The organism is Paraburkholderia sp. NMBU_R16 (genome assembly GCF_013282575.1).
In the GTDB taxonomy this organism is placed as follows: Bacteria; Pseudomonadota; Gammaproteobacteria; order Burkholderiales; family Burkholderiaceae; genus Trinickia.
Genome location: NZ_JAAAYE010000038.1, coordinates 36,309 through 55,229 on the forward strand (window position 1 = coordinate 36,309; position 18,921 = coordinate 55,229).

At 63.6% G+C, this 18,921-nt stretch carries 16 protein-coding genes; 9 read left to right on the plus strand and 7 right to left on the minus strand.

Annotated elements, in window-relative coordinates:
• Positions 1-10 precede the first annotated feature (10 nt).
• The 3 genes from GWC77_RS18970 to GWC77_RS18980 form a co-directional block, all read right to left on the minus strand.
• The gene (locus tag GWC77_RS18970; protein WP_173259581.1) at positions 11-3,154 is read right to left on the minus strand and encodes an MdtB/MuxB family multidrug efflux RND transporter permease subunit; all 3,144 of its coding nucleotides are present in this window, start codon (positions 3,152-3,154) and stop codon (positions 11-13) included.
• Positions 3,155-3,191: 37 nt separating this feature from the next.
• A complete protein-coding gene (locus tag GWC77_RS18975) occupies positions 3,192-4,562 on the minus strand; it encodes an MdtA/MuxA family multidrug efflux RND transporter periplasmic adaptor subunit (RefSeq protein ID WP_173259549.1) in 1,371 nt (456 codons plus the stop codon).
• Positions 4,563-4,722: 160 nt separating this feature from the next.
• Complete coding sequence (locus tag GWC77_RS18980; RefSeq protein ID WP_367949066.1) at positions 4,723-5,559, minus strand: IclR family transcriptional regulator; 837 nt, start codon at positions 5,557-5,559, stop codon at positions 4,723-4,725.
• A gap of 424 nt (positions 5,560-5,983) precedes the next feature.
• Here GWC77_RS18980 and GWC77_RS18985 point away from each other — a divergent pair, with 424 nt between their 5' ends.
• From GWC77_RS18985 to GWC77_RS19005, 5 genes are all read left to right on the plus strand, one after another.
• Positions 5,984-6,913: an ABC transporter ATP-binding protein gene (locus tag GWC77_RS18985; RefSeq protein ID WP_173259550.1), complete on the plus strand. Its 930-nt coding sequence runs from the start codon at positions 5,984-5,986 to the stop codon at positions 6,911-6,913.
• Positions 6,913-7,674 (plus strand): ABC transporter permease, encoded by a 762-nt coding sequence (locus GWC77_RS18990; protein ID WP_173259552.1) that lies wholly within the window; start codon positions 6,913-6,915, stop codon positions 7,672-7,674. The genes GWC77_RS18985 and GWC77_RS18990 overlap by 1 nt, the downstream gene beginning before the upstream one ends.
• A gap of 130 nt (positions 7,675-7,804) precedes the next feature.
• Positions 7,805-9,403: an ATP-binding protein gene (locus GWC77_RS18995; RefSeq protein ID WP_173259554.1), complete on the plus strand. Its 1,599-nt coding sequence runs from the start codon at positions 7,805-7,807 to the stop codon at positions 9,401-9,403.
• Positions 9,404-9,421: 18 nt separating this feature from the next.
• Entirely contained in the window at positions 9,422-9,880 is a 459-nt protein-coding gene (locus GWC77_RS19000; RefSeq protein WP_173259556.1) for a response regulator, read from the plus strand.
• Entirely contained in the window at positions 9,877-11,526 is a 1,650-nt protein-coding gene (locus GWC77_RS19005; protein WP_173259558.1) for a response regulator, read from the plus strand. Before GWC77_RS19000 ends, GWC77_RS19005 begins: the two co-directional genes overlap by 4 nt.
• Positions 11,527-11,610: 84 nt before the next feature.
• On the opposite strand, the gene GWC77_RS19010 is transcribed toward GWC77_RS19005, so the two are convergent.
• Entirely contained in the window at positions 11,611-12,090 is a 480-nt protein-coding gene (locus tag GWC77_RS19010) for an Rrf2 family transcriptional regulator (protein ID WP_173259560.1), read from the minus strand.
• 196 nt (positions 12,091-12,286) lie between these two features.
• Here GWC77_RS19010 and hemN point away from each other — a divergent pair, with 196 nt between their 5' ends.
• The 4 genes from hemN to GWC77_RS19030 all read left to right on the plus strand — a co-directional run bounded on the left by hemN (position 12,287) and on the right by GWC77_RS19030 (position 16,276).
• Positions 12,287-13,732 carry an oxygen-independent coproporphyrinogen III oxidase gene (gene hemN / locus GWC77_RS19015; RefSeq protein ID WP_173259562.1) on the plus strand — a complete coding sequence of 482 codons (1,446 nt, stop codon included), beginning with the start codon at positions 12,287-12,289 and terminating at the stop codon, positions 13,730-13,732.
• Positions 13,733-13,749: 17 nt separating this feature from the next.
• Positions 13,750-14,451, plus strand: a complete 702-nt coding sequence (locus GWC77_RS19020) for a Crp/Fnr family transcriptional regulator (RefSeq protein WP_173259564.1) — start codon at positions 13,750-13,752, stop codon at positions 14,449-14,451.
• 167 nt (positions 14,452-14,618) lie between these two features.
• A complete protein-coding gene (locus tag GWC77_RS19025) occupies positions 14,619-15,854 on the plus strand; it encodes a nitronate monooxygenase family protein (protein ID WP_173259565.1) in 1,236 nt (411 codons plus the stop codon).
• Positions 15,851-16,276, plus strand: a complete 426-nt coding sequence (locus tag GWC77_RS19030; protein WP_173259567.1) for a putative zinc-binding protein — start codon at positions 15,851-15,853, stop codon at positions 16,274-16,276. Before GWC77_RS19025 ends, GWC77_RS19030 begins: the two co-directional genes overlap by 4 nt.
• Here the strand turns inward: GWC77_RS19030 and GWC77_RS19035 are convergent.
• Genes GWC77_RS19035 through GWC77_RS19045 form a run of 3 tightly spaced genes read right to left on the minus strand, consistent with a single transcriptional unit; the run spans position 16,250 to position 18,844 of the window.
• Complete coding sequence (locus GWC77_RS19035; RefSeq protein WP_173259585.1) at positions 16,250-16,948, minus strand: anaerobic ribonucleoside-triphosphate reductase activating protein; 699 nt, start codon at positions 16,946-16,948, stop codon at positions 16,250-16,252. The two genes, GWC77_RS19030 and GWC77_RS19035, sit on opposite strands and share 27 nt — an antisense overlap.
• Positions 16,949-16,985: 37 nt before the next feature.
• The gene (nrdD, locus tag GWC77_RS19040) at positions 16,986-17,168 is read right to left on the minus strand and encodes an anaerobic ribonucleoside-triphosphate reductase (protein ID WP_173259569.1); all 183 of its coding nucleotides are present in this window, start codon (positions 17,166-17,168) and stop codon (positions 16,986-16,988) included.
• Between the two features lie 2 nt (positions 17,169-17,170).
• Positions 17,171-18,844, minus strand: coding sequence for a ribonucleoside triphosphate reductase (locus GWC77_RS19045; protein ID WP_173259587.1), 1,674 nt, complete (start codon positions 18,842-18,844; stop codon positions 17,171-17,173).
• Positions 18,845-18,921: the final 77 nt, after the last annotated feature.

Consider the following 18,921-nt stretch of genomic DNA (forward strand, 5'->3'; position numbering starts at 1 on the left):
GCTCATGCCCTCATACACCGGTATCGCCCGCGTGTCCGCGTCCGGCCGCCGGGCCGAAGCGTTCGCGCAGCTTGCGCGCGAGCGAATCGAAACCGAGGTAAATCACCGGCGTCGTGAACAGCGTAAGCAACTGGCTGACGAGCAGACCGCCCGCGATCGCGATGCCGAGCGGATGACGCAGCTCCGAGCCGACGCCCGTGCCGAGCATCAGCGGCAGCGCACCGAGGAGCGCCGCCATCGTCGTCATCAGGATCGGCCGGAAACGTAACAGGCACGCTTGATAAATCGCCTCGCGCGGCGATTTGCCTTCTTCGCGCTCGGCTTCGAGCGCGAAGTCGATCATCATGATCGCGTTTTTCTTGACGATACCAATCAACAGGACGATACCGATGATGCCAATGACATCGAGGTCGTGCCCCGAGATCATCAGCGCGAGCAGCGCGCCCACCCCCGCGGACGGCAGGGTCGAGAGGATCGTGATCGGATGGATGAAACTCTCGTAGAGCACGCCGAGCACGATGTACATCGTGACGACGGCCGCGAGAATCAGGAACAGTTCGTTCGCGAGCGAGGCCTGGAAGGCGAGTGCGGCGCCCTGAAAGTGGGTTTGGAACGACGCGGGCAGGCCGATCTCGGCCTGGGCCGCACGAATCGCTTTCACGGCCTGGCCGAGCGAGGCACCCGGGGCGAGGTTGAACGAGACGGTCGTGGCGGGGAACTGGCCGAGGTGGGTGACGAGCAGCGGCGCCGGCCGTTCGGAAAACGTCGCGACGGCGGCGAGCGGCACTTGCCCGCTCGAGGCGATCGACGAGGGCAGATAGATCGACTTGAGCGCGTCGATGTAGTGCTGCATTTGCGGCTCGACTTCCAGAATCACGCGGTACTGGTTCGATTGCGTGAAGATCGTCGACACGATGCGCTGTCCGAATGCGTCGTAAAGCGCATTGTCGACCGTGGCCGGCGTGATGCCGAAGCGCGCGGCGCTCGCGCGGTCGATTTCGACATAGACCGAGCGGCCGCTTTCCTGCAGATCGGTGGCGACGTCTGCCAGCTCCGGCGCCGTTTTAAGCCGCTCGACGAGCCTTGGCACCCACGCCGAGAATTCGTCGGGATTGGGGTCCGTCAGCATGAACTGATATTGCGTGGGGCTGACAGTCGAGTCGATCGTCAGATCCTGCACGGGCTGCATATAAAGGGAGATGCCGGGTACGTCGGCGACCGATGCGGTGATCTCGCGGATGACGCTGCTCGCGTTTTCGCTGCGCTCGCTCGCCGGCTTCAGGTTGATCAGCATGCGGCCGCTGTTGAGCGTCACATTGGTTCCGTCCACCCCGATGAACGAGGTCAGGCTCTCGACATTGGGATTGCGCAGGATCTCGGCGGCGAGTGCGCTTTGGCGCTCGGCCATCGATCGATAGGAGACCGACTGCGGTGCTTGCGTGATGGCCTGGATCACGCCTGTGTCTTGTACCGGGAAAAAGCCCTTGGGGATGAAGACGTAGAGCACGCCGGTCAGTACGAGCGTGAGCACCGCTACGACCAGCGTTGCGCGCCGCCGCTCGAGCACCCATTCGAGCGCGACGCCGTAACGCGCGATGATCGCGTCGATGGCCGCATGAGCCTTGGCTTCGAAGCGGTGGCTTTCAAGCGGCGGCGTGTGGCGCAGCAGCTTGGCGCACATCATCGGCACGAGCGTCAGCGAGACCACCGCCGAGATCACGATCGTCACGGCGAGCGTGATCGCGAACTCGTGAAAGAGCCGCCCCACCACATCGCCCATGAACAGCAGCGGGATCAGCACGGCGATCAGCGAGACCGTCAGCGAGATGATCGTGAAGCCGATCTGTCTGGAGCCTTTGAGCGCCGCCTCGAGCGGCGATTCGCCGGCCTCGACGTAGCGGGCGATGTTTTCGATCATGACGATCGCGTCGTCGACGACGAAGCCCGTCGCGATCGTCAGCGCCATCAGCGACAGGTTGTCGAGCGAGAAACCGCAGAGATACATGACGGCCAGCGTGCCGATCAGCGAAAGCGGTACCGAGAGGCTCGGAATGACGGTCGCGTAGACGTTGGCGAGAAAGAGGTACATGACGAGCACGACGAGCACGACCGACGCTGCGAGTTCGAATTGCACGTCGCGCACGGAGGCGCGGATGGTCGTCGTACGGTCCGTGACCACGGCCACGTCGAGCGCCGCGGGCAACGATGCGCGAAGCTGCGGCAAGATTTTCTTCACACTGTCCACCACCTGGATCACGTTCGCGCCCGGCTGGCGCTGCACGTTCAGCAAGATGGCGGGCGTCACGCGCTGCGAGCCCTGTTGCATGCCGACCCAGGCGCCGAGCCGCGTGTTCTCCGCGCCGTCGACGATCTTCGCCACGTCGGTCAGCATGACGGGCCGGCCATTCTTGTAGGCGACCACCGCGCTTTGGTAGGCGCTGGCGTCGGTCAACTGGTCGTTGGCGTTGATCGCGTAGTTGCGCGTCGGTCCGTCGAAGTTGCCCTTCGGCGTGTTGACGTTGAGGTTGGCGATCGTCGTGCGCAGGTCGTCGAGATTGAGACCGTAGGAGGCGAGCGCCAGCGGATTCGCCTGGATTCGCACGGCGGGGCGCTGGCCGCCCGACAGGCTCACGAGGCCGACGCCTGCGACTTGCGAAATCTTCTGCGCGAGGCGCGTGTCGGCGAGGTTTTGCACGTCGGTGAGCGGCATCGTCTTCGACGTGATCGCCAGCGTCAGGATCGGCGCGTCCGCCGGATTCACCTTCGCATAGATGGGCGGCGCGGGCAGGTCCGACGGCAGCAGGTTGCCCGCCGCGTTGATCGCGGCCTGTACTTCCTGCTCGGCCACATCGAGCGGCAAGTCGAGGCTGAACTGCAGCGTGATGATCGACGAGCCCGCGGAGCTGTGCGAGGCCATCTGATTCAGCGAAGGCATTTGCCCGAACTGGCGCTCGAGCGGCGCCGTCACTGACGATGTCATCACATCGGGGCTCGCGCCGGGATAAAACGTCTGCACCTGAATGGTCGGGTAGTCGACCTCGGGCAGTGCCGAGATCGGCAGGTAGCGCAGCGCCACGAGGCCGACCAGCATGATCGCCGCCATCAGCAGTGCAGTGCCGACCGGGCGCAGGATAAAGGCGCGGGAAGGATTCATGCGTTCGATGCCCGGGTCCGGTGCCTCATTGCGATCGTCATTGCGCGCCGGCAGCCGATGCGGACCGTCCGCCGCTTGCCGCGTGGCCGTGAGCGCGGGCGTGCCCGGCCGCCGCGCTGGCAGCATTGCCCTGCGAGGCGCCCGAAGCTGCGTCAGCCGGAATCGTGATCTTGGCGCCTTCGCGCAGGCGGTCGGTACCGTCTATGACGACGCGCTCGCCGACCGTGAGCCCCGACGCGATGCTCGTGCGTTCGCGGTCGACGGGGCCGACGGTCACGGGCCGCACGGTGACGGTATTGTCGGACTTCACGACGTAGACGAAGCGGCCGGAAGCGCCGTTGAGCACAGCCGAGGTCGGCACGATCACCGCATCGTGAAGCGTATCGATGAGCAGCCGCGCGTTCACGAACTGATTTGGAAACAGCAGTTGCCCGTCGTTCTTGAACAGCGCCCGCAGCTTGACGGTGCCCGTTGCGGTGTCGATCTGGTTGTCGATGGTATCGAGGTAGCCCGTTTCGAGCGGTGCCGTGTTGTTGCGATCGTAAGCCGTCGTCGAAAGCCTCGCGCCCGCGTGCATGCTTTTCAGGATGGCCGGCAGATTGTCTTCGGAGGTCGTGAAGACGACGCTGATCGGCTGCAATTGCGTGATGACGACGATGCCGTTCGTGTCCGATGGCGTCACGTAATTGCCAGGATCGACCTGACGGAGGCCGACTCGCCCGGAGACCGGCGCGGTGATGCGCGCGTAGACGAGATCGAGCTTGTAGGTGTCGACGCTCGCTTGATCCGAGCGCACCTGCCCTTCGTATTGCTTCACGAGCGATGCCTGCGTGTCGACCTGCTGGCGGGCGATCGAATCCTGCGCGAGCAGCGCTCGATAGCGTTCCAGGTCGAGCTTCGCCGTTTGCAGCAGCGCCATGTCTTTTGCGAGCGTGCCTTGCGCGTTGTCGAGCGAGATCTGGTAGGGACGCGGATCGATCTGGGCGAGCAGATCGCCTTGCTTGACCATTTGCCCTTCGCGGAACGCGACGCTTTGCAGCGTACCGGCCAATTGCGTCTTGACCGTCACGGAGGCCAGCGGCGTCACCGTGCCGAGCGCCGTCAACACGATGGGCATTTCTCCGCGCACGGCTGTCGCGACGTGTACCGGTTGCGGCATGTTCCCCAACCGGCCCGCACCGCCGCGGCCCGCGTGTGCGCCGCTTGCGCCGGCCGGCACCGCGCCGGAGGGATTCGTGCGGCTCCAGGGCCGCCACCAAGCCAGCACGAGCGCCGCTACCAGGACTGCGGCGACGAGCACTCCGAGTCGGCGGCCTCGGGAGCGGGGGGCGACAGGTTTCGGCGCTTCGCCTGGACCGGGGTCGTGGGAGGGGCGGTGCGGTTCGGGACGGTTTTCCTGTTCGGCCATCGGTAAGGGTCAAGAGTTGCGATGCTGATGCGCTCGATGCGGGCGCTCGGTTGGGATAAAAAGCGCCCATGTGCGACAAATGTTCGCGATGCATGATGCTACGTCGTGCGCTCGACCGCAGTCCACCCAAGTATTTTTCAGCCGGTTACCGCTGTTACTGCTACTCGGACAGCCGCAGCCGCGGCGCGCCGCCGATCTCCCGCACGATCTTGGCGACGCATCCGACGAGTGCCGGCGCGGCGTGTTCGAGCAGCCACTCGCGCGTGGAGAGATGCGCGGCGCCGCCGCAGTTCACCGCGTAGCGCTCGCCCGAGGGGCCGACGAATCCGGCCGCGATCGCGTTCAGGCCCGCGGACCACTCGCCGGTCTCGATCGCAAAGCCGTTCTTGTCCGTTTGCGCGAGCGCGTGCGCCACGCGGGCGTGAACATGGGGCCAGTCGTCGCCGGCGGCGGCTTGCACCCCTGCCATCAATGCCTTGCGTTGCGGCGCCGTGAGTGCGGCGAGATAGGCGTGCCCCGCCGCGGTGCGAGTCAGATCCATGCGCGAGCCGATCTCGAGCCGCGAGACGAGCAGCGCCGAGGAGGGCCGGACAGCCTCGATCACGACCATGTCGAGCCGGTCACGCGTGACGAGGTGAACCGAGAGCGCCGTGCGATCGGCGAGCTCGACGAGAAACGGGCGGGCGCGCGCCCGGATATCGAAGTTGCGCAAAAAGCCGTTGGAGAGCTCGAGCACCGACGCCGTCAGTACGAATCGCTCGCTGTCGGGCAACTGGAAGAGAAACCCTGCCTTGACGAGTGTCGCGGTCAGGCGGGAGACGCTCGGTTTCGGGATACCCGTCAGCTCGGCCAGTTCCCGATTGCTGATCGGGGCATCCGCGCTTGCGACGCGGCGCAGCACGGTGAGCCCCCGTGCCAGCGCGGCGACCTCCTCGGTGGCGCCGTCTTTCTCGGCGGGTTTGCTGACGGGAGCGGGTTTGCGCGTCGTTGCGGGCACGATTGTCTTCCGATGATTTTTTCGAAACTTTATTTCATGTTTGCCTTTCATCGCTTGCAAGTGCGCAAATCCCTTCCGTTGGAATCGGTAATAAATACATAGCATCTCCGATGTAATCGTTTGCCATGAGAGGGTACCTGTCAACAATTCGGCAAAAATTATCTTGACTTCGTCGGCTGAAAGAGAAAAAATGGAACCTCATTTCGGAGAGAGATATCGCCAAGCGTGGCGTCGAGCTGCGCGCGGGCGGTTGGAAGTTCCGGAATACCGTCTCTCAGGTTCTAGCACGGCCCTCGGAATGGCTAGAACTTCTTTAAGGCGCCACGGTGACGTGGCGCCTTTTTTTTCGCCGTTCTTTCGTCGGCTACGCGGCGTGGGCGGGGATCCCGGCGGTTTCGCCGCGGTTCTGCTATCGTCCGTGTCCATGCAACCTATCCTGACCATTTCCGGCCTGTCGAAGACCTACGCCTCGGGCTTCACAGCGCTCAAGAACATCAACCTCGAGGTGCGCCGCGGCGAGGTCTTCGCGTTGCTCGGACCGAACGGCGCCGGCAAGACGACGCTGATCGGCATCGTCTGCGGCATCGTCAACGCAACGTCGGGCCGCGTCGTCGTCGACGGTCACGACATCGTGCGCGACTATCGCCGGGCCCGCGCGATGATCGGGCTCGTGCCGCAGGAGTTGACGACGAACGCGTTCGAGACCGTCTGGGCCACCGTCTCGTTCACACGCGGGCTGTTCGGCAAGCCGGCCGACCCGGCGCATATCGAGAAAGTGCTGCGTGCACTGTCGCTCTGGGACAAGAAGGACAACCGCATCATGATGCTTTCGGGCGGAATGAAGCGGCGCGTGCTGATCGCCAAGGCGCTTGCGCACGAACCGGCGCTGCTCTTTCTCGACGAGCCGACGGCGGGTGTCGATGTCGAGCTGCGGCGCGACATGTGGAACCTGATGCGCACGCTCAAGGAAAGCGGCGTGACGATCATCCTGACGACGCACTACATCGATGAGGCCGAGGAAATGGCCGACCGCATCGGCGTCATCAATCGCGGCGAAATCATTCTCGTCGAGGAGAAGGCGCAACTGCTGCGCAAGCTCGGCAAGAAGCAGCTGACGCTCGATCTGGAGGCGCCGCTCGAAACCGTGCCGCCGTCGCTCGCGGGCTATGGGCTCGAGTTGTCGGCGAACGGCAGCGCGCTCACGTACACCTATGACGACACTCAGTCCGAGCGGGCCGGAATCGTGCGACTGCTCAAGGACTTGGCCGATGCTCAGATCCGCTTCAAGGATTTGCAGACCTCGCAGAGTTCGCTCGAAGATATTTTTGTCGACTTGGTCAGGGAGACGTCCTGATGAATCTGTACGCGGTGCGGGCGATCTACCTGTTCGAAATGGCGCGGACCTGGCGCACGCTGATGCAAAGCGTCATCTCGCCGGTCATTTCCACTTCCCTCTACTTCGTGGTGTTCGGCGCGGCCATTGGCTCGCGCATCCGTGAGATCGACGGCATCAGTTACGGCGCGTTCATCGTGCCGGGGCTCGTGATGTTGTCGTTGCTCACGCAAAGCATTACGAACGCCTCGTTCGGCATCTACTTCCCGAAATTCACCGGCACTGTCTACGAATTGCTTTCGGCGCCCGTGTCCTATCTCGAGCTGGTCGTGAGCTTCGTGGGCGCGGCGGCGACCAAATCGATCATGCTCGGCCTCATCATCATGGCGACCGCGGCGTGCTTCGTGCCGCTCAGGATCGAGCATCCATTCTGGATGCTGCTCTTTCTCGTGCTGACCTCGATCACGTTCAGCCTGTTCGGCTTCATCATCGGCATCTGGGCCGACGGCTTCGAAAAACTGCAGGTCATTCCACTGTTGATCGTCACGCCGCTCACGTTTCTCGGCGGCAGCTTCTATTCGATCGGCATCCTGCCGCCGGTATGGCGCACGATTGCGCTCGCGAATCCCGTCGTCTATCTGATCAGCGGCTTTCGTTGGAGCTTTTATGGCGTGGCCGACGTGCACGTCGGCGTGAGCCTGGCCATGACGGGCGTATTTCTGTTGGTTTTCATGGCCATCGTCGCCTGGATCTTCAAGACGGGATATCGGCTCAAGACCTGAGGGCCGCCGGCCGCGGCGCGAACGGACGGCAGGCGCGCATGACAGCGCGCTTTGTCATTCCTCGCAAACGTCGACATAATGCTCGGACTGACAGACGCATCGCCAGGTTCGCGACCCCATTCCTTCGAGCATGAGACTGACGACCAAAGGGCTGCTGCTGATTGCGATTCCGACGTTGTTCGAACTCGTGCTGCTTTCCGGGCTCGTGAAGGCGCAGGCCAATGCCGAGCAGGCGGAGCAATGGGCGCTGCATAGCAAGGACGTGCTGCGCCAGACGAACGCGATTCTCGAGCCCGTGTTGCTCGAGACGGTACGCATGCGCGGCGCGGTGCTCAATGACGACCGGACGACGGCTACGCCCGTTTCGCTTTGGGTCGATCTCGATCGCAATATAGACAGACTGGTCGATCTTGTTGCGAACAACCCCACCCAGGTCGAGCGCGCCGCGCAGATTCGCCAGTCAGTGCAGGCGTACCGGCAATGGTCCGACCGCGTACAAGACTTGCTGCGCAACGGCCGTCACGACGACGTGCTGGAACGCTTTCGCAATCAGGCCAATATCGACGTCATCGACCGTTTCCGCTCGCAGGTAGCGGCATTCCAGGCCGAGGAATTGCGCATCGATTCATTGCGCACGGAGGAGGCCGCCGCCGCGCTCGCGCAGCAGCAGCGATTGACCACCGCGGCCGTCGTCGGCTCGCTCGCGCTTGCGGCACTGGCGGTATTCCTGTTTACGCGCGGACTGCGCGGACGGCTGCGGCAACTGTCCGATAACGCTGCGCGGCTCGCCGAGAACGCGCCGCTTGGACTGCCGTCGCCCGGCGATGACGAGATCGCGCATCTCGACTCGATCCTGCACGAGACGAGCCGCCGCCTGCGCGAATCCGAACGGATGCAGGCGCGCTTCCAGAACGACCTTGCGCGCCGGGCCGACGAACTGGCTCACACCAACGAAACGCTGCATCAGCAAACGCAGGAAAACGAGATGTTCATTTACAGCGTCTCGCACGATTTGCGTTCGCCGCTCGTCAATTTGCAAGGGTTTTCCAAAGAGCTGACCCATGCCTGCGACGATCTGCGCGCGGCGGTGCGCGAATCGTCGCTTTCGCCCGAGGACCGCGAGCATGTCGAGCGGCTCATCGACGAGGACATCGGCGAGGCGTTGCGTTTTTTGCAAAGCGCGGTCTTGCGTGCCGCCCACATCATCGATTCGTTGCTGCGGCTATCGCGCGTGGGGCGCGTCGAGTATCGCCGCCAGGCCGTGGATGTCGCGGCGCTCGTGCGCCATGTGCTCGATGCGATGCAAGGCTCGATCCGCTCGCGCAGCGCCGAGATCGTCGTGGTCGACCTGCCGCCCGTCTGGGGCGATCCGACGGCGCTCGAGCAGATATTCGCGAATCTGATCGGCAACGCGGTGAACTACCTCGATCCCGAGCGGCCGGGGCGCATCGAAATCGGGGCCATGCCCGCGCCCGCCGGAACGCACTCACTACGCATCTTCTATGTGAAGGATAATGGTCTCGGTATTCCGGCCGTGGCGATGCCGCGCCTTTTCCACGCGTTCCAGCGGCTGCACGGCAGCGTGGCGACCGGCGAAGGCATTGGGCTCGCCCTCGTGCGCCGCATGGTGGAACGACATGGCGGACGCGTGTGGGCCGAATCGACCGAGGGCGTTGGCACGACCTTCTATTTGTCGCTACCTGAGGCGGCCGAGCAGGTCGCCGCCTGATCGAGGGAAATCGATATCATGCATACCGGACCCGCAGACGGCCAGTCCGTCAACATCATCCTGATCGAGGATGACGACGGCCACGCAACGCTCATCGAGCGCAATCTGCGTCGCGCCGGTCTCACGAATGGGTTCACGCGTCTTTCCGACGGCCAGAAAGCGCTCGACTTCTTCTTCGGCGAGGACGCGCCTTTCCTGCGCGACCCCGCCCCGGCATCCGTCATCCTGCTCGATCTGAAGATGCCGCGTATCGATGGCCTCGAGGTGTTGCGGCGCCTGAAGGCCGACAAGCGCACGGCGTCGCTGCCGGTCATCGTGCTGACGACCACCGACGATCCTCGCGAGATCGAGCGCTGCTACGAGCTTGGCTGCAACGTCTACGTGACGAAGCCCGTGGAGTACGACGCCTTCATCGAGGCCGTGCGTCGACTCGGCTTCTTTTTGCAAGTGGTGAAACTGCCCGCGTGCGGCCGATGACGGCTCACGTCCTGTTCATCGACGACGACGAGGGGCTGTTACGCCTTGCCTCGCGCGCGCTCGGGCGCGCGGGCTATCGGGTGAGCTCGGCGTCCACGACCGGCGCCGCGCGCGCAACGATGACGCAGGAAACGCCCGATGTGCTCATCGTCGATTACACGTTGGGCGGTCGCGAGACGGGGCTCGAGTTTCTGCGAGCGCTGCGTCGCAACGGGCTTGCATTGCCGGCGATCCTCTGCACCGGTTTTGCGGACGAGGCGCGCGTCATCGAGGCGCTGCGCTCGGGCGTGGCCGATGTCGTGCCGAAGAGCGAGCATTACCTCGAGTATTTGCCGGAGGCGATCGAGCGCGTGCTGCGCGAGCGACGCATCGAGCGCGAGCTGGCCGAGGCGCAACGCGCGCAGGAGCGCGAGGCCCATTTCCGGGCGCTGGCTGAAGAACGCGAAGCGCTGCTTGCCTCCGAGCGGGCCGCGCGCGCCGAGGCCGAACGCGTTTCGCGCATGAAGGACGAATTCGTCGCGATGCTCTCGCACGAATTGCGTACCCCCTTGAATGCGATCATCGGTTGGACGCAGGTCCTGCTGCGCGATGCAAGCGCGTCCGAATCCGTTCGCAAAGGGCTCGAGGTGGTCGACCGCAATGCGCGCGCCCAGGCGCGGATGGTCGACGATCTGCTCGACTTTTCGCGGATTCTCGCCGGCAAGCTGCGTCTCGATGTCGAGCGCGTCGATTTCGTCGATCTCGTCGAATATGTCATTCGCTCGCTCGGTCCCGCCGCGCTCGCCAAAGAGATCGTCATCGTGCCTGCGCTAGAACCCGATGCTGCGATGCTTGGCGATCCCGCGAGGCTGCAGCAGATCGTCTGGAATCTGCTGTCGAATGCGGTGAAGTTCACGGGCAAGGGCGGCAGCGTCGAGGTCGCGCTACGCCGTATCGATGACGAGATCGAACTGACGGTGGCCGATAACGGTCAGGGCATTACGCCCGAGTTTCTACCGCACGTGTTCGAGCGTTTTTGCCAGGAGGACTCGAGCATCGCGCGGCAGCACGGGGGGCTCGGACTCGGACTGTCGATTGCGCGGCAGCTCGTCGAAATGCATGGCGGGCGCATCGAGGCGCGCAGCGATGGCGCGGGCATGGGCGCGGCGTTTGTCGTGCGCTTGCCCGCAAGCGTCGCCAAGCTTGCTCCTACTCCGCTCGACGAACCGTTGCCGGAGGTCACGCCGCCCGCGCTGGCGGGCTTGCAGGTGGTCATCGTGGAAGACGAGCCCGATGCACGCGAACTCGTGTGCCGTGTGCTCGAGGAGCGCGGTGCCCGGACACGCGCGTTCGGGCATGCGCTCGAGGCGCTGGAAGCGTGTATCGAGGCGCCGCCCGATGTGATCGTGAGCGACATCGGCATGCCGGGTGTGGACGGCTATGAGTTCATTCGCCGGTTGCGGACGTGGGAAGCACCGCGCGGGCGCGTGACGCCGGCCGCTGCGCTGACGGCGTTCGCGCGCAGCGAGGACCGCAGGCGTACGTTGCTCGCCGGGTTCCAGACGCACTTGGCGAAACCCATCGATCCGCTGGAGCTCGTCGTGGTCGTCGCCGCGCTGGCGGGGCGGGCGGCGTCGTTTTCGGGCGGGGAAGCGGGCGGCTGTTGAATCGGTTATCAAACGTCGTCGGGGTCACGGAAGACTTCGCTCGACCTACCCGGACGAGCCGTTGCGCTCGGGGCCGCACGTATCTCACGCATGCGCTTTACGTGCGAGCCGCACGAGCGGCTGCTCCCTCGCCGCCAACCCCAGCACGCGCGACAGCTTGGCCTGCTCCGCGGCGATGTCCGCGAGCGTGTATTGGTCCAGCACGCCAAGGTATGCGCGCAACGCGCTGCCAAGCACGCCACGCAGGCCGCATGCGGCCGTGATGACACAGGCGTTACCCTCGGTGTCGAAGCACTCGACCATGCGGAAATCCGGCTCCATCGTGCGCACCACATCGCCGACGCTGATGCGCGAGGCGGGACGGCCGAGCTTCAATCCCCCCGTTCTTCCTCGCGTCGTGGACAAAAAGCCCGCGCGCCCGAGCGCGTGGACGATCTTGACGAGGTGCCCGCGTGCAATGCCGAGCACCTCGGAAAGCTCCGCGATCGTGACAAGCTCGTCCGAGCGAACGGCCGCATACATCAGTACGCGCAAACTGTAATCGGTGAAGTCCGTCAGTCTCATAGTCAAGCCTATAAAGTCGATTCATTGTATATCTTTTATGGCGGTATTCGAGCGTGAAGTCATACCCACGTTGGGTCGCGCGAGCGAGGGAGAAACCGAAGATTGATGACATACATCAAGTTTGCCGTGACCGGCGATTCGATAATGGTCGAAGGCGGTATTGCCGCCGGGCCATGAACTTTCACGGGAAACGGATATGTCAGCTCATTCGGCGCAAAGCCGCGCAGCGTCAGCGAGCGTTGCCGAGCCGGACGTCGGCCGCTTCGGCGGCCTCGAAATATCGGAAGCGTTGATCCGTCGTTTCGACAACGCCGGTCCGCGATATACGTCTTATCCGACGGCAGACCGTTTCGTGCCGGAGTTCGACGAGGCGACGTATCGCCGCCATCTGGCCGAGCGTGCCGAGACGGCCGCCGCCGCGCCGCTATCGATCTACGCCCATCTGCCGTTTTGCGAGTCGCTGTGCTATTTCTGCGCCTGCAACAAGGTCATTACACGCGAGCACGGTCGCGCAGCGGAGTACCTCGACTACCTGCTGCGCGAAATAGCGATGGTTGCGCCGCAGCTCGGCAGTAATCGATCCACCGCGCAATTGCATCTGGGCGGCGGCACGCCGACGTTTTTCAGTATGACCGAGCTGGGTCGCCTCGTCGACGCGTTGCATCGCCACTTCGCCTTCGTTCCCGGCGCCGAAATGGGGATCGAAATCGATCCGCGCACCGTCACGGCAAACACGCTTTCGTCGCTCGCATCCCTGGGTTTCAATCGCACGAGCTTCGGCGTGCAGGATTTCGATCCGGCCGTGCAGCAAGCCGTCAATCGCATCCAGCCGCTCGACATGGTCGAACGTGCGTTGGCGGCGAGCCGCGATGCGGGGTTCGAGTCGATCAATGTCGACCTCATTTATGGGCTGCCGCGGCAATCGGTCGCAAGCTTCGATCGCACGCTCGACGAGGTCGTCCGGCTCGCGCCCGACCGTATCGCGCTTTATAACTACGCACACCTGCCGCACCGTTTCAAGGCGCAGCGGCTGATCGACGCGAGCGAGCTCCCGCTGGCCGAAGACAGGCTGCATATCTTCATGCACGCGACCCGTCGGCTGCTCGATGCGGGCTACGTGTATATCGGTCTGGATCACTTCGCGAAGCCCGACGACGAACTGAGCCGCGCGTTGCGAGACGGGACGTTGCACCGCAATTTCCAGGGCTATACGACGAAGGCCGAATGCGACCTGGTCGGCTTCGGCGTCTCGGCAATCGGCAAGATCGGTCGCGCGTATTGCCAGTCGACGCGCTCGGTGAAGTCGTATTACGAGCATTTGAACGCGCAGCGTTTGCCTGTCGAGCGCGGGCTGACGCTCAGTCCCGACGACCTGCTGCGTCGCGACGTGATCATGACGCTGATGTGCAGCGTGCCGCTCTCGTTTCGCGCGATCGAGGCGCGCCACGGGATCGAATTCGCGCGCTACTTCGCTCAAGAGATCGCTGCGCTCGGCCCGCTCGCACAGGCCGAGCTCATCGAGGTGGGCGACGATGCGATTCGCGTGCTGCCGAAGGGGCGCTTGTTCGTGCGCGCCATGGCGATGACATTCGACAAATACCTCGGGCGGCCCGGCGCGGCCTCGTACTCGAAACTGATCTAGGTCGATGGAGCATGCAAATGCAAAGAGCAAAGATTCGCGTCCAGGATTTCCTGGCGAGAATGCCGCTCTTCAACGAGCTGTCGCGCAACGAGCTCGATCGGATTGCGCTCGGCACGACACAGCAGCAGCTCGCGCGCAAGGAGATGGCGTTCCATTGCGGCGATGTCTGCTCGGGCTTGCATGCCGTGGTCTATGGGCAGATCAAGCTCAGCGTGGTCTCGCCGCTCGGCGAAGAGAAGGTCGTGCGGCTCGTCGGTCCCGGCGATAGCTTCGGCGAGGCCCTGATGTTTCTGGGCAAGCCGTATTTCGTGTCGGCACAGGCGATCAGCGATTCGCTGCTGCTGCATGTCGCGAAAGCGCCGATCGTCGAAGAATTGCGCGCTAATCCCGATTTCGCCTGCAAGATGCTCGCGGGCTTGAGCGCACGTCTGCATGCGTTGATGCGCGATGTGGAGGCCTACTCGCTGCGATCGGGCACGCATCGTCTCGTCAGTTACCTGCTTGCGCTAAAGGGCGAGGCCGAACCCGGCGAGGAACGAGCGGGGCTGCGCGTGCGACTCGAGGCGGGCAAGAAGATGGTGGCGTCCCGACTCAATCTGACGCCCGAACATTTTTCGCGCATTCTCCACGAACTGGGAGTGCGGGGGCTCCTCACGGTCCACGGGCGCGAGATCATCATTCCGGACGTCTCGAAGCTGCAGGCGGCATGCGCATACTAAGTGCTGACTCGCGTGTAGGGTGCCGATAGCCACGCAGCACACAGGCAAGCATCCAAAGCGCGATCAATTGCCGCACCGCAGGCCGATGGGTCCTTGACCCAGATTAAGGTCCGGCCTGGGTACGCACCTCAAACTTGCCGTTACTGCGATTTTCGTGAGGTCGTCCTGTGTCAGTGCCGAAGGCTGTGTTCGAACCCCTGCGCATCAAGGGCAAGACGTTGTTGCCCATCGTCCAGGGGGGAATGGGAGTGGGGGTGTCCGCGCATCGTCTCGCGGGTACCGTTGCCTCGCTGGGCGCAATGGGGACCCTCTCCAGCGTCGATCTGCGCCGTCATCACCTCGATCTGATGGCCGAGACTGCGCGCTCGCGCGACCGTGCACTGATCGATGCCGTCAATCTGCAAGCCCTCGATCGAGAAGTGCGCTCGGCGCTGCGGATCGCGGGCGGCGAGGGCGCCGTGGCCGTCAATGTCATGCGTGCGGTATCGGCCTATGCGCAGTACGTGCGGCGCGCGTGCGAAAGCGGGGCCCATGCCGTCGTCGTCGGCGCGGGATTGCCACTCGATTTGCCGGAGCTTACGGTCGATTTTCCGGATGTCGCGCTGATCCCGATCTTGTCGGATGCGCGCGGCATCGGGCTCGTGCTGAAGAAATGGATGCGCAAGCAGCGCTTGCCCGATGCCATCGTGATAGAAAACCCGCGGTATGCGGCAGGGCATCTTGGCGCGCCCTCGCTCGACAGCGTCGCGAACCCGCATTTCGCGTATCGCGAAGTCATCGAAGGCACGCTTGCGCTGTTCAAGGACCTTGGGCTCGAGCGCGAGAAGATCCCGCTCATTGTCGCGGGCGGCATCCATACGCACGAGCAGATGCGCGAGCTCGTGTCGCTCGGCGCGACAGCCGTGCAGCTCGGTACGCCGTTCGCGGTCAGCAAGGAGGGCGATGCGCATCCGAACTTCAAGAAAGTGCTCGCCGAAGCCCCGCTCGATGAGATCGTGACGTTCATGAGCGTGGCCGGGTTGCCCGCGCGTGCCGTGCTGACGCCGTGGCTTGCGGAGTACCTGGAGAAGGAAGAGAAGCTGCAGCGCGTCGCCAAGCCGCGCAAGTGTACGGTCGGCTTCGATTGCCTGCAGCAATGCGGCCTGCGCGATGGCATCGCGAAACACGGGCAATTTTGCATCGATAAACGGCTCGCCTACGCGCTCGCCGGCGACGTCAAGCGCGGGCTCTTCTTTCGCGGCTCCGAGCCGTTGCCGTTCGGCAGTCGGATTCGCCCCGCGCGCGATCTCATCGAGTACATGTTGACGGGGCGCACCCCTGCCGACGACCACGCGGACCCCGCGGATAATGTTGCTCTTCCTGTCACGAGGCGGCTTGACGCTGGATCGCCGATTCCACTATGACGAACGATCGTTTCCCACCGAGCGGCGAACGCCGCGTACTGCCGCTCGTTTATTCGTGCTCGGGCTGTTCGAGCGCCGCGCAAATGGCGAACTATGTAGCCGTGCAATTGGATCGGCGCGGTGCGGCCGAGATGTCGTGTATCGCCGGTGTAGGAGGCGATGTGCCGGCGCTACTGAAGCTCGCACACTCGGGCAGGCCCATCATTGCGATAGACGGATGCCCGCTTGCATGCGTGAAGCATTCTCTCGGGCGGCATGAGCTTGCGGCGGACGAATACGTGCAATTGGCTGAGCATGGCGTGCGCAAGCGATTTCACGCCGACTTCGACATGCAGCAGGCCGACGAGGTCGTGAACGAAGTCGAGGGGCTCGCGCGCGAATTGCGGGACCGCGCATCAGCCTCGTCTGACGTCGAAGGATAGAAACCGTCCGCGCATTTCGTCGAGTACGCTTTCGCTTGGATAGCCGGCGAGCGAGACGGCGTTCAGTTGCGCGTCGCGCGAACCCTGCTTCCGAAAGAGTTGCAGGGCGTACTTTTTCACGCCCAGATTCGCAAGCGTGCGCGCCAGCACGAGCAGGTCCGTCTCCGACAGCAACGCCGGGTGCGCCGTCGTGCGACATTCGTAATCGACATCGCTGGCCAGTAGTGTTTCGAGGCTGCGTCTGGCGGATATCCCGCTCTCGCGCACACGTGTCACGCGTTCGTAGTCGGTGAATGGCGCCTTGATGTCGAACCCCACCCAATCGAGCAACGGCAGCAGCTGCGCGAATCGGCGAGGATGCGTGCCCGCGCTGTGCAGCCCGACTTTGAAGCCGAGCGCACGAACATCGCCGATCGCACGGCCAAGCGCCGGGTCCGCGGTGGGCTCGCCTCCGCTGAATACGACCGCATCGATCAGACCGGTCCTGCGCGCCAGCAGGCGCATGACGTCGGTCCAGGGTACCGCGCCTGCCCGAGTGCGCGGTTGCAAGTGCGTGTTATGGCAATAGCCGCAGCGCCATGGGCATCCTTGCACGAAGACGACGGCCGCGAGCAGACCCGGAAAATCCGTGGCAGTAAATGGCGCCACGCCGCCGACCTTGATGGGCCGCAGCGACGCGGCCGCACGAGCGGCCGGCGTACTCGGGATGTCACGTTGCAAGAGAAACCTCCTCGGTGAAATAGGTACGCTCGTAGAATTCGCCTTTCTTGCCCGTATTGAACGAAGAAACGGGCCGGTGGTATCCCATGACGCGCGTCCAGATCTCGCACGGTTGGCGTTCTTCGTCGCGAAGCTCGACGGGGGCGGTACGTGTCGCGTGATTCTGATTCATGTTCAAGGCTCCATTAGTTCAGGGGTTGCGGGGCGGTTGCATTTGCGATGAAGCAGCGCCTCGTCGCATTTGGGACAAAACTCGTGGCGGCCCGGCAAGTAGCCGTGCTTCGGGCAAATCGAGAACGTTGGCGTGACGGTGATGTACGGCAGCGAAAAGCGGCTCAGCGTACGCTTGACGAGTTCGCGGCAGGCGTCGGCCGACGACAGCGGCTCAGTCATATAAAGATGCAGGACCGTGCCGCCCGTGTATTTGCGCTGCAAGTCGTCCTGATGCTCGAGCGCCTCGAACGGATCTTCGGTGAAGCCGACCGGCAACTGCGACGAGTTCGTGTAGTACGGCATGTCGGCAGTGCCTGCTTGCAGGATGCCCGGGTAGCGTTTTCGATCTTCCTTGGCGAAGCGGTATGTCGTACCCTCGGCCGGCGTGGCCTCCAGGTTGTACATATGCCCGGTCTCTTCCTGGAACGCGAGCATCTTCGCGCGAACGCGATCGAGCAGGCGGACAGCGAAGGCATGTCCCCAGTCGGTCGTCAGATCGTGCGCGTCGGCCGTGAAGTTGCGGATCATCTCGTTGATGCCGTTGACCCCGAGCGTGGAGAAGTGATTGCGCAGCGTGCCGAGGTAACGCTTCGTGTACGGAAAGAGGCCGTCATCCATCAACTGCTGGATCACGCGTCGTTTGATTTCCAAACTTTCCTTGCCCAGTTCGAGCAACGCGTCGACGCGAGCCATCAGCGCACCTTCGTTGCAGGCATAAAGATGGCCTAGCCGCGCGCAGTTCAACGTCACGACGCCGATCGATCCGGTCTGCTCGGCCGAGCCGAACAGGCCGTTGCCGCGCTTGAGCAACTCGCGCAGATCGAGCTGCAGGCGGCAACACATCGACCGGATCATGTTCGGTTTCAATTCCGAGTTGATGAAGTTCTGGAAATACGGCAGACCGTAGCGTGCGGTCATCTCGAACAATCGCGTGGCGTTCGGGCTGTCCCAGTCGAAGTCGGCCGTGATGTTGTACGTCGGAATCGGAAACGTGAAGACGCGGCCTTTCGCATCGCCCGCTTGCATCACCTCGATGTAGGCTCGATTGATCATGTCCATCTCGGCCTGCAGATCGCCGTAGCGGAAGTTCATTTCCTTGCCGCCGACGACCGGCACTTGCTCGCGCAGATCTTCGGGGCACACCCAATCGAAAGTGAGATTCGTGAACGGCGTTTGCGTGCCCCAGCGCGACGGCACGTTCAGGTTGTAGATGAGTTCCTGAATGTATTGGCGCACTTCCTCGTAGCTCAACCGGTCCTTGCGCACGAACGGCGCCATGTAGGTGTCGAACGAACTGAACGCTTGGGCGCCGGCCCATTCGTTCTGCAGCGTGCCCAGAAAATTGACGATTTGCCCGACGGCGCTCGACATGTGTTTGGGCGGTGCCGCTTCCACCTTGCCGGGCACCCCGTTGAGCCCCTCGGTGAGCAGCGTGCGCAGCGACCACCCCGCGCAATAGCCCGAAAGCATGTCGAGGTCATGGATGTGCAAGTCGGCGTCGCGATGGGCCTCGCCGACGGCGGGCGGGTAGACATGGCTCAGCCAGTAGTTCGCGACGAGCTTGCCCGAGATATTGAGGATCAGACTGTGGCGCGACAATCTGGATGAGAGACGCGCGACAAACAAGATGAGAATGTCGCGGCGAGGTTGATGATGCCGATGTTGATTGACGCTGACAAGCGTTTGTTGATTGACGCGCGGCGCATGTTGCA

Excerpts from the sequence above, each read along its gene's own strand:
- GWC77_RS18970 (WP_173259581.1), bottom strand. The coding sequence starts at position 3,154 with ATGAATCCTTCCCGCGCCTTTATCCTGCGCCCGGTCGGCACTGCACTG.
- GWC77_RS18975 (WP_173259549.1), bottom strand. The coding sequence starts at position 4,562 with ATGGCCGAACAGGAAAACCGTCCCGAACCGCACCGCCCCTCCCACGAC.
- GWC77_RS18985 (WP_173259550.1), top strand. The coding sequence starts at position 5,984 with ATGCAACCTATCCTGACCATTTCCGGCCTGTCGAAGACCTACGCCTCG.
- GWC77_RS18990 (WP_173259552.1), top strand. The coding sequence starts at position 6,913 with ATGAATCTGTACGCGGTGCGGGCGATCTACCTGTTCGAAATGGCGCGG.
- GWC77_RS18995 (WP_173259554.1), top strand. The coding sequence starts at position 7,805 with ATGAGACTGACGACCAAAGGGCTGCTGCTGATTGCGATTCCGACGTTG.
- GWC77_RS19000 (WP_173259556.1), top strand. The coding sequence starts at position 9,422 with ATGCATACCGGACCCGCAGACGGCCAGTCCGTCAACATCATCCTGATC.
- GWC77_RS19005 (WP_173259558.1), top strand. The coding sequence starts at position 9,877 with ATGACGGCTCACGTCCTGTTCATCGACGACGACGAGGGGCTGTTACGC.
- GWC77_RS19010 (WP_173259560.1), bottom strand. The coding sequence starts at position 12,090 with ATGAGACTGACGGACTTCACCGATTACAGTTTGCGCGTACTGATGTAT.
- hemN (WP_173259562.1), top strand. The coding sequence starts at position 12,287 with ATGTCAGCTCATTCGGCGCAAAGCCGCGCAGCGTCAGCGAGCGTTGCC.
- GWC77_RS19020 (WP_173259564.1), top strand. The coding sequence starts at position 13,750 with ATGCAAAGAGCAAAGATTCGCGTCCAGGATTTCCTGGCGAGAATGCCG.
- GWC77_RS19030 (WP_173259567.1), top strand. The coding sequence starts at position 15,851 with ATGACGAACGATCGTTTCCCACCGAGCGGCGAACGCCGCGTACTGCCG.
- nrdD (WP_173259569.1), bottom strand. The coding sequence starts at position 17,168 with ATGAATCAGAATCACGCGACACGTACCGCCCCCGTCGAGCTTCGCGAC.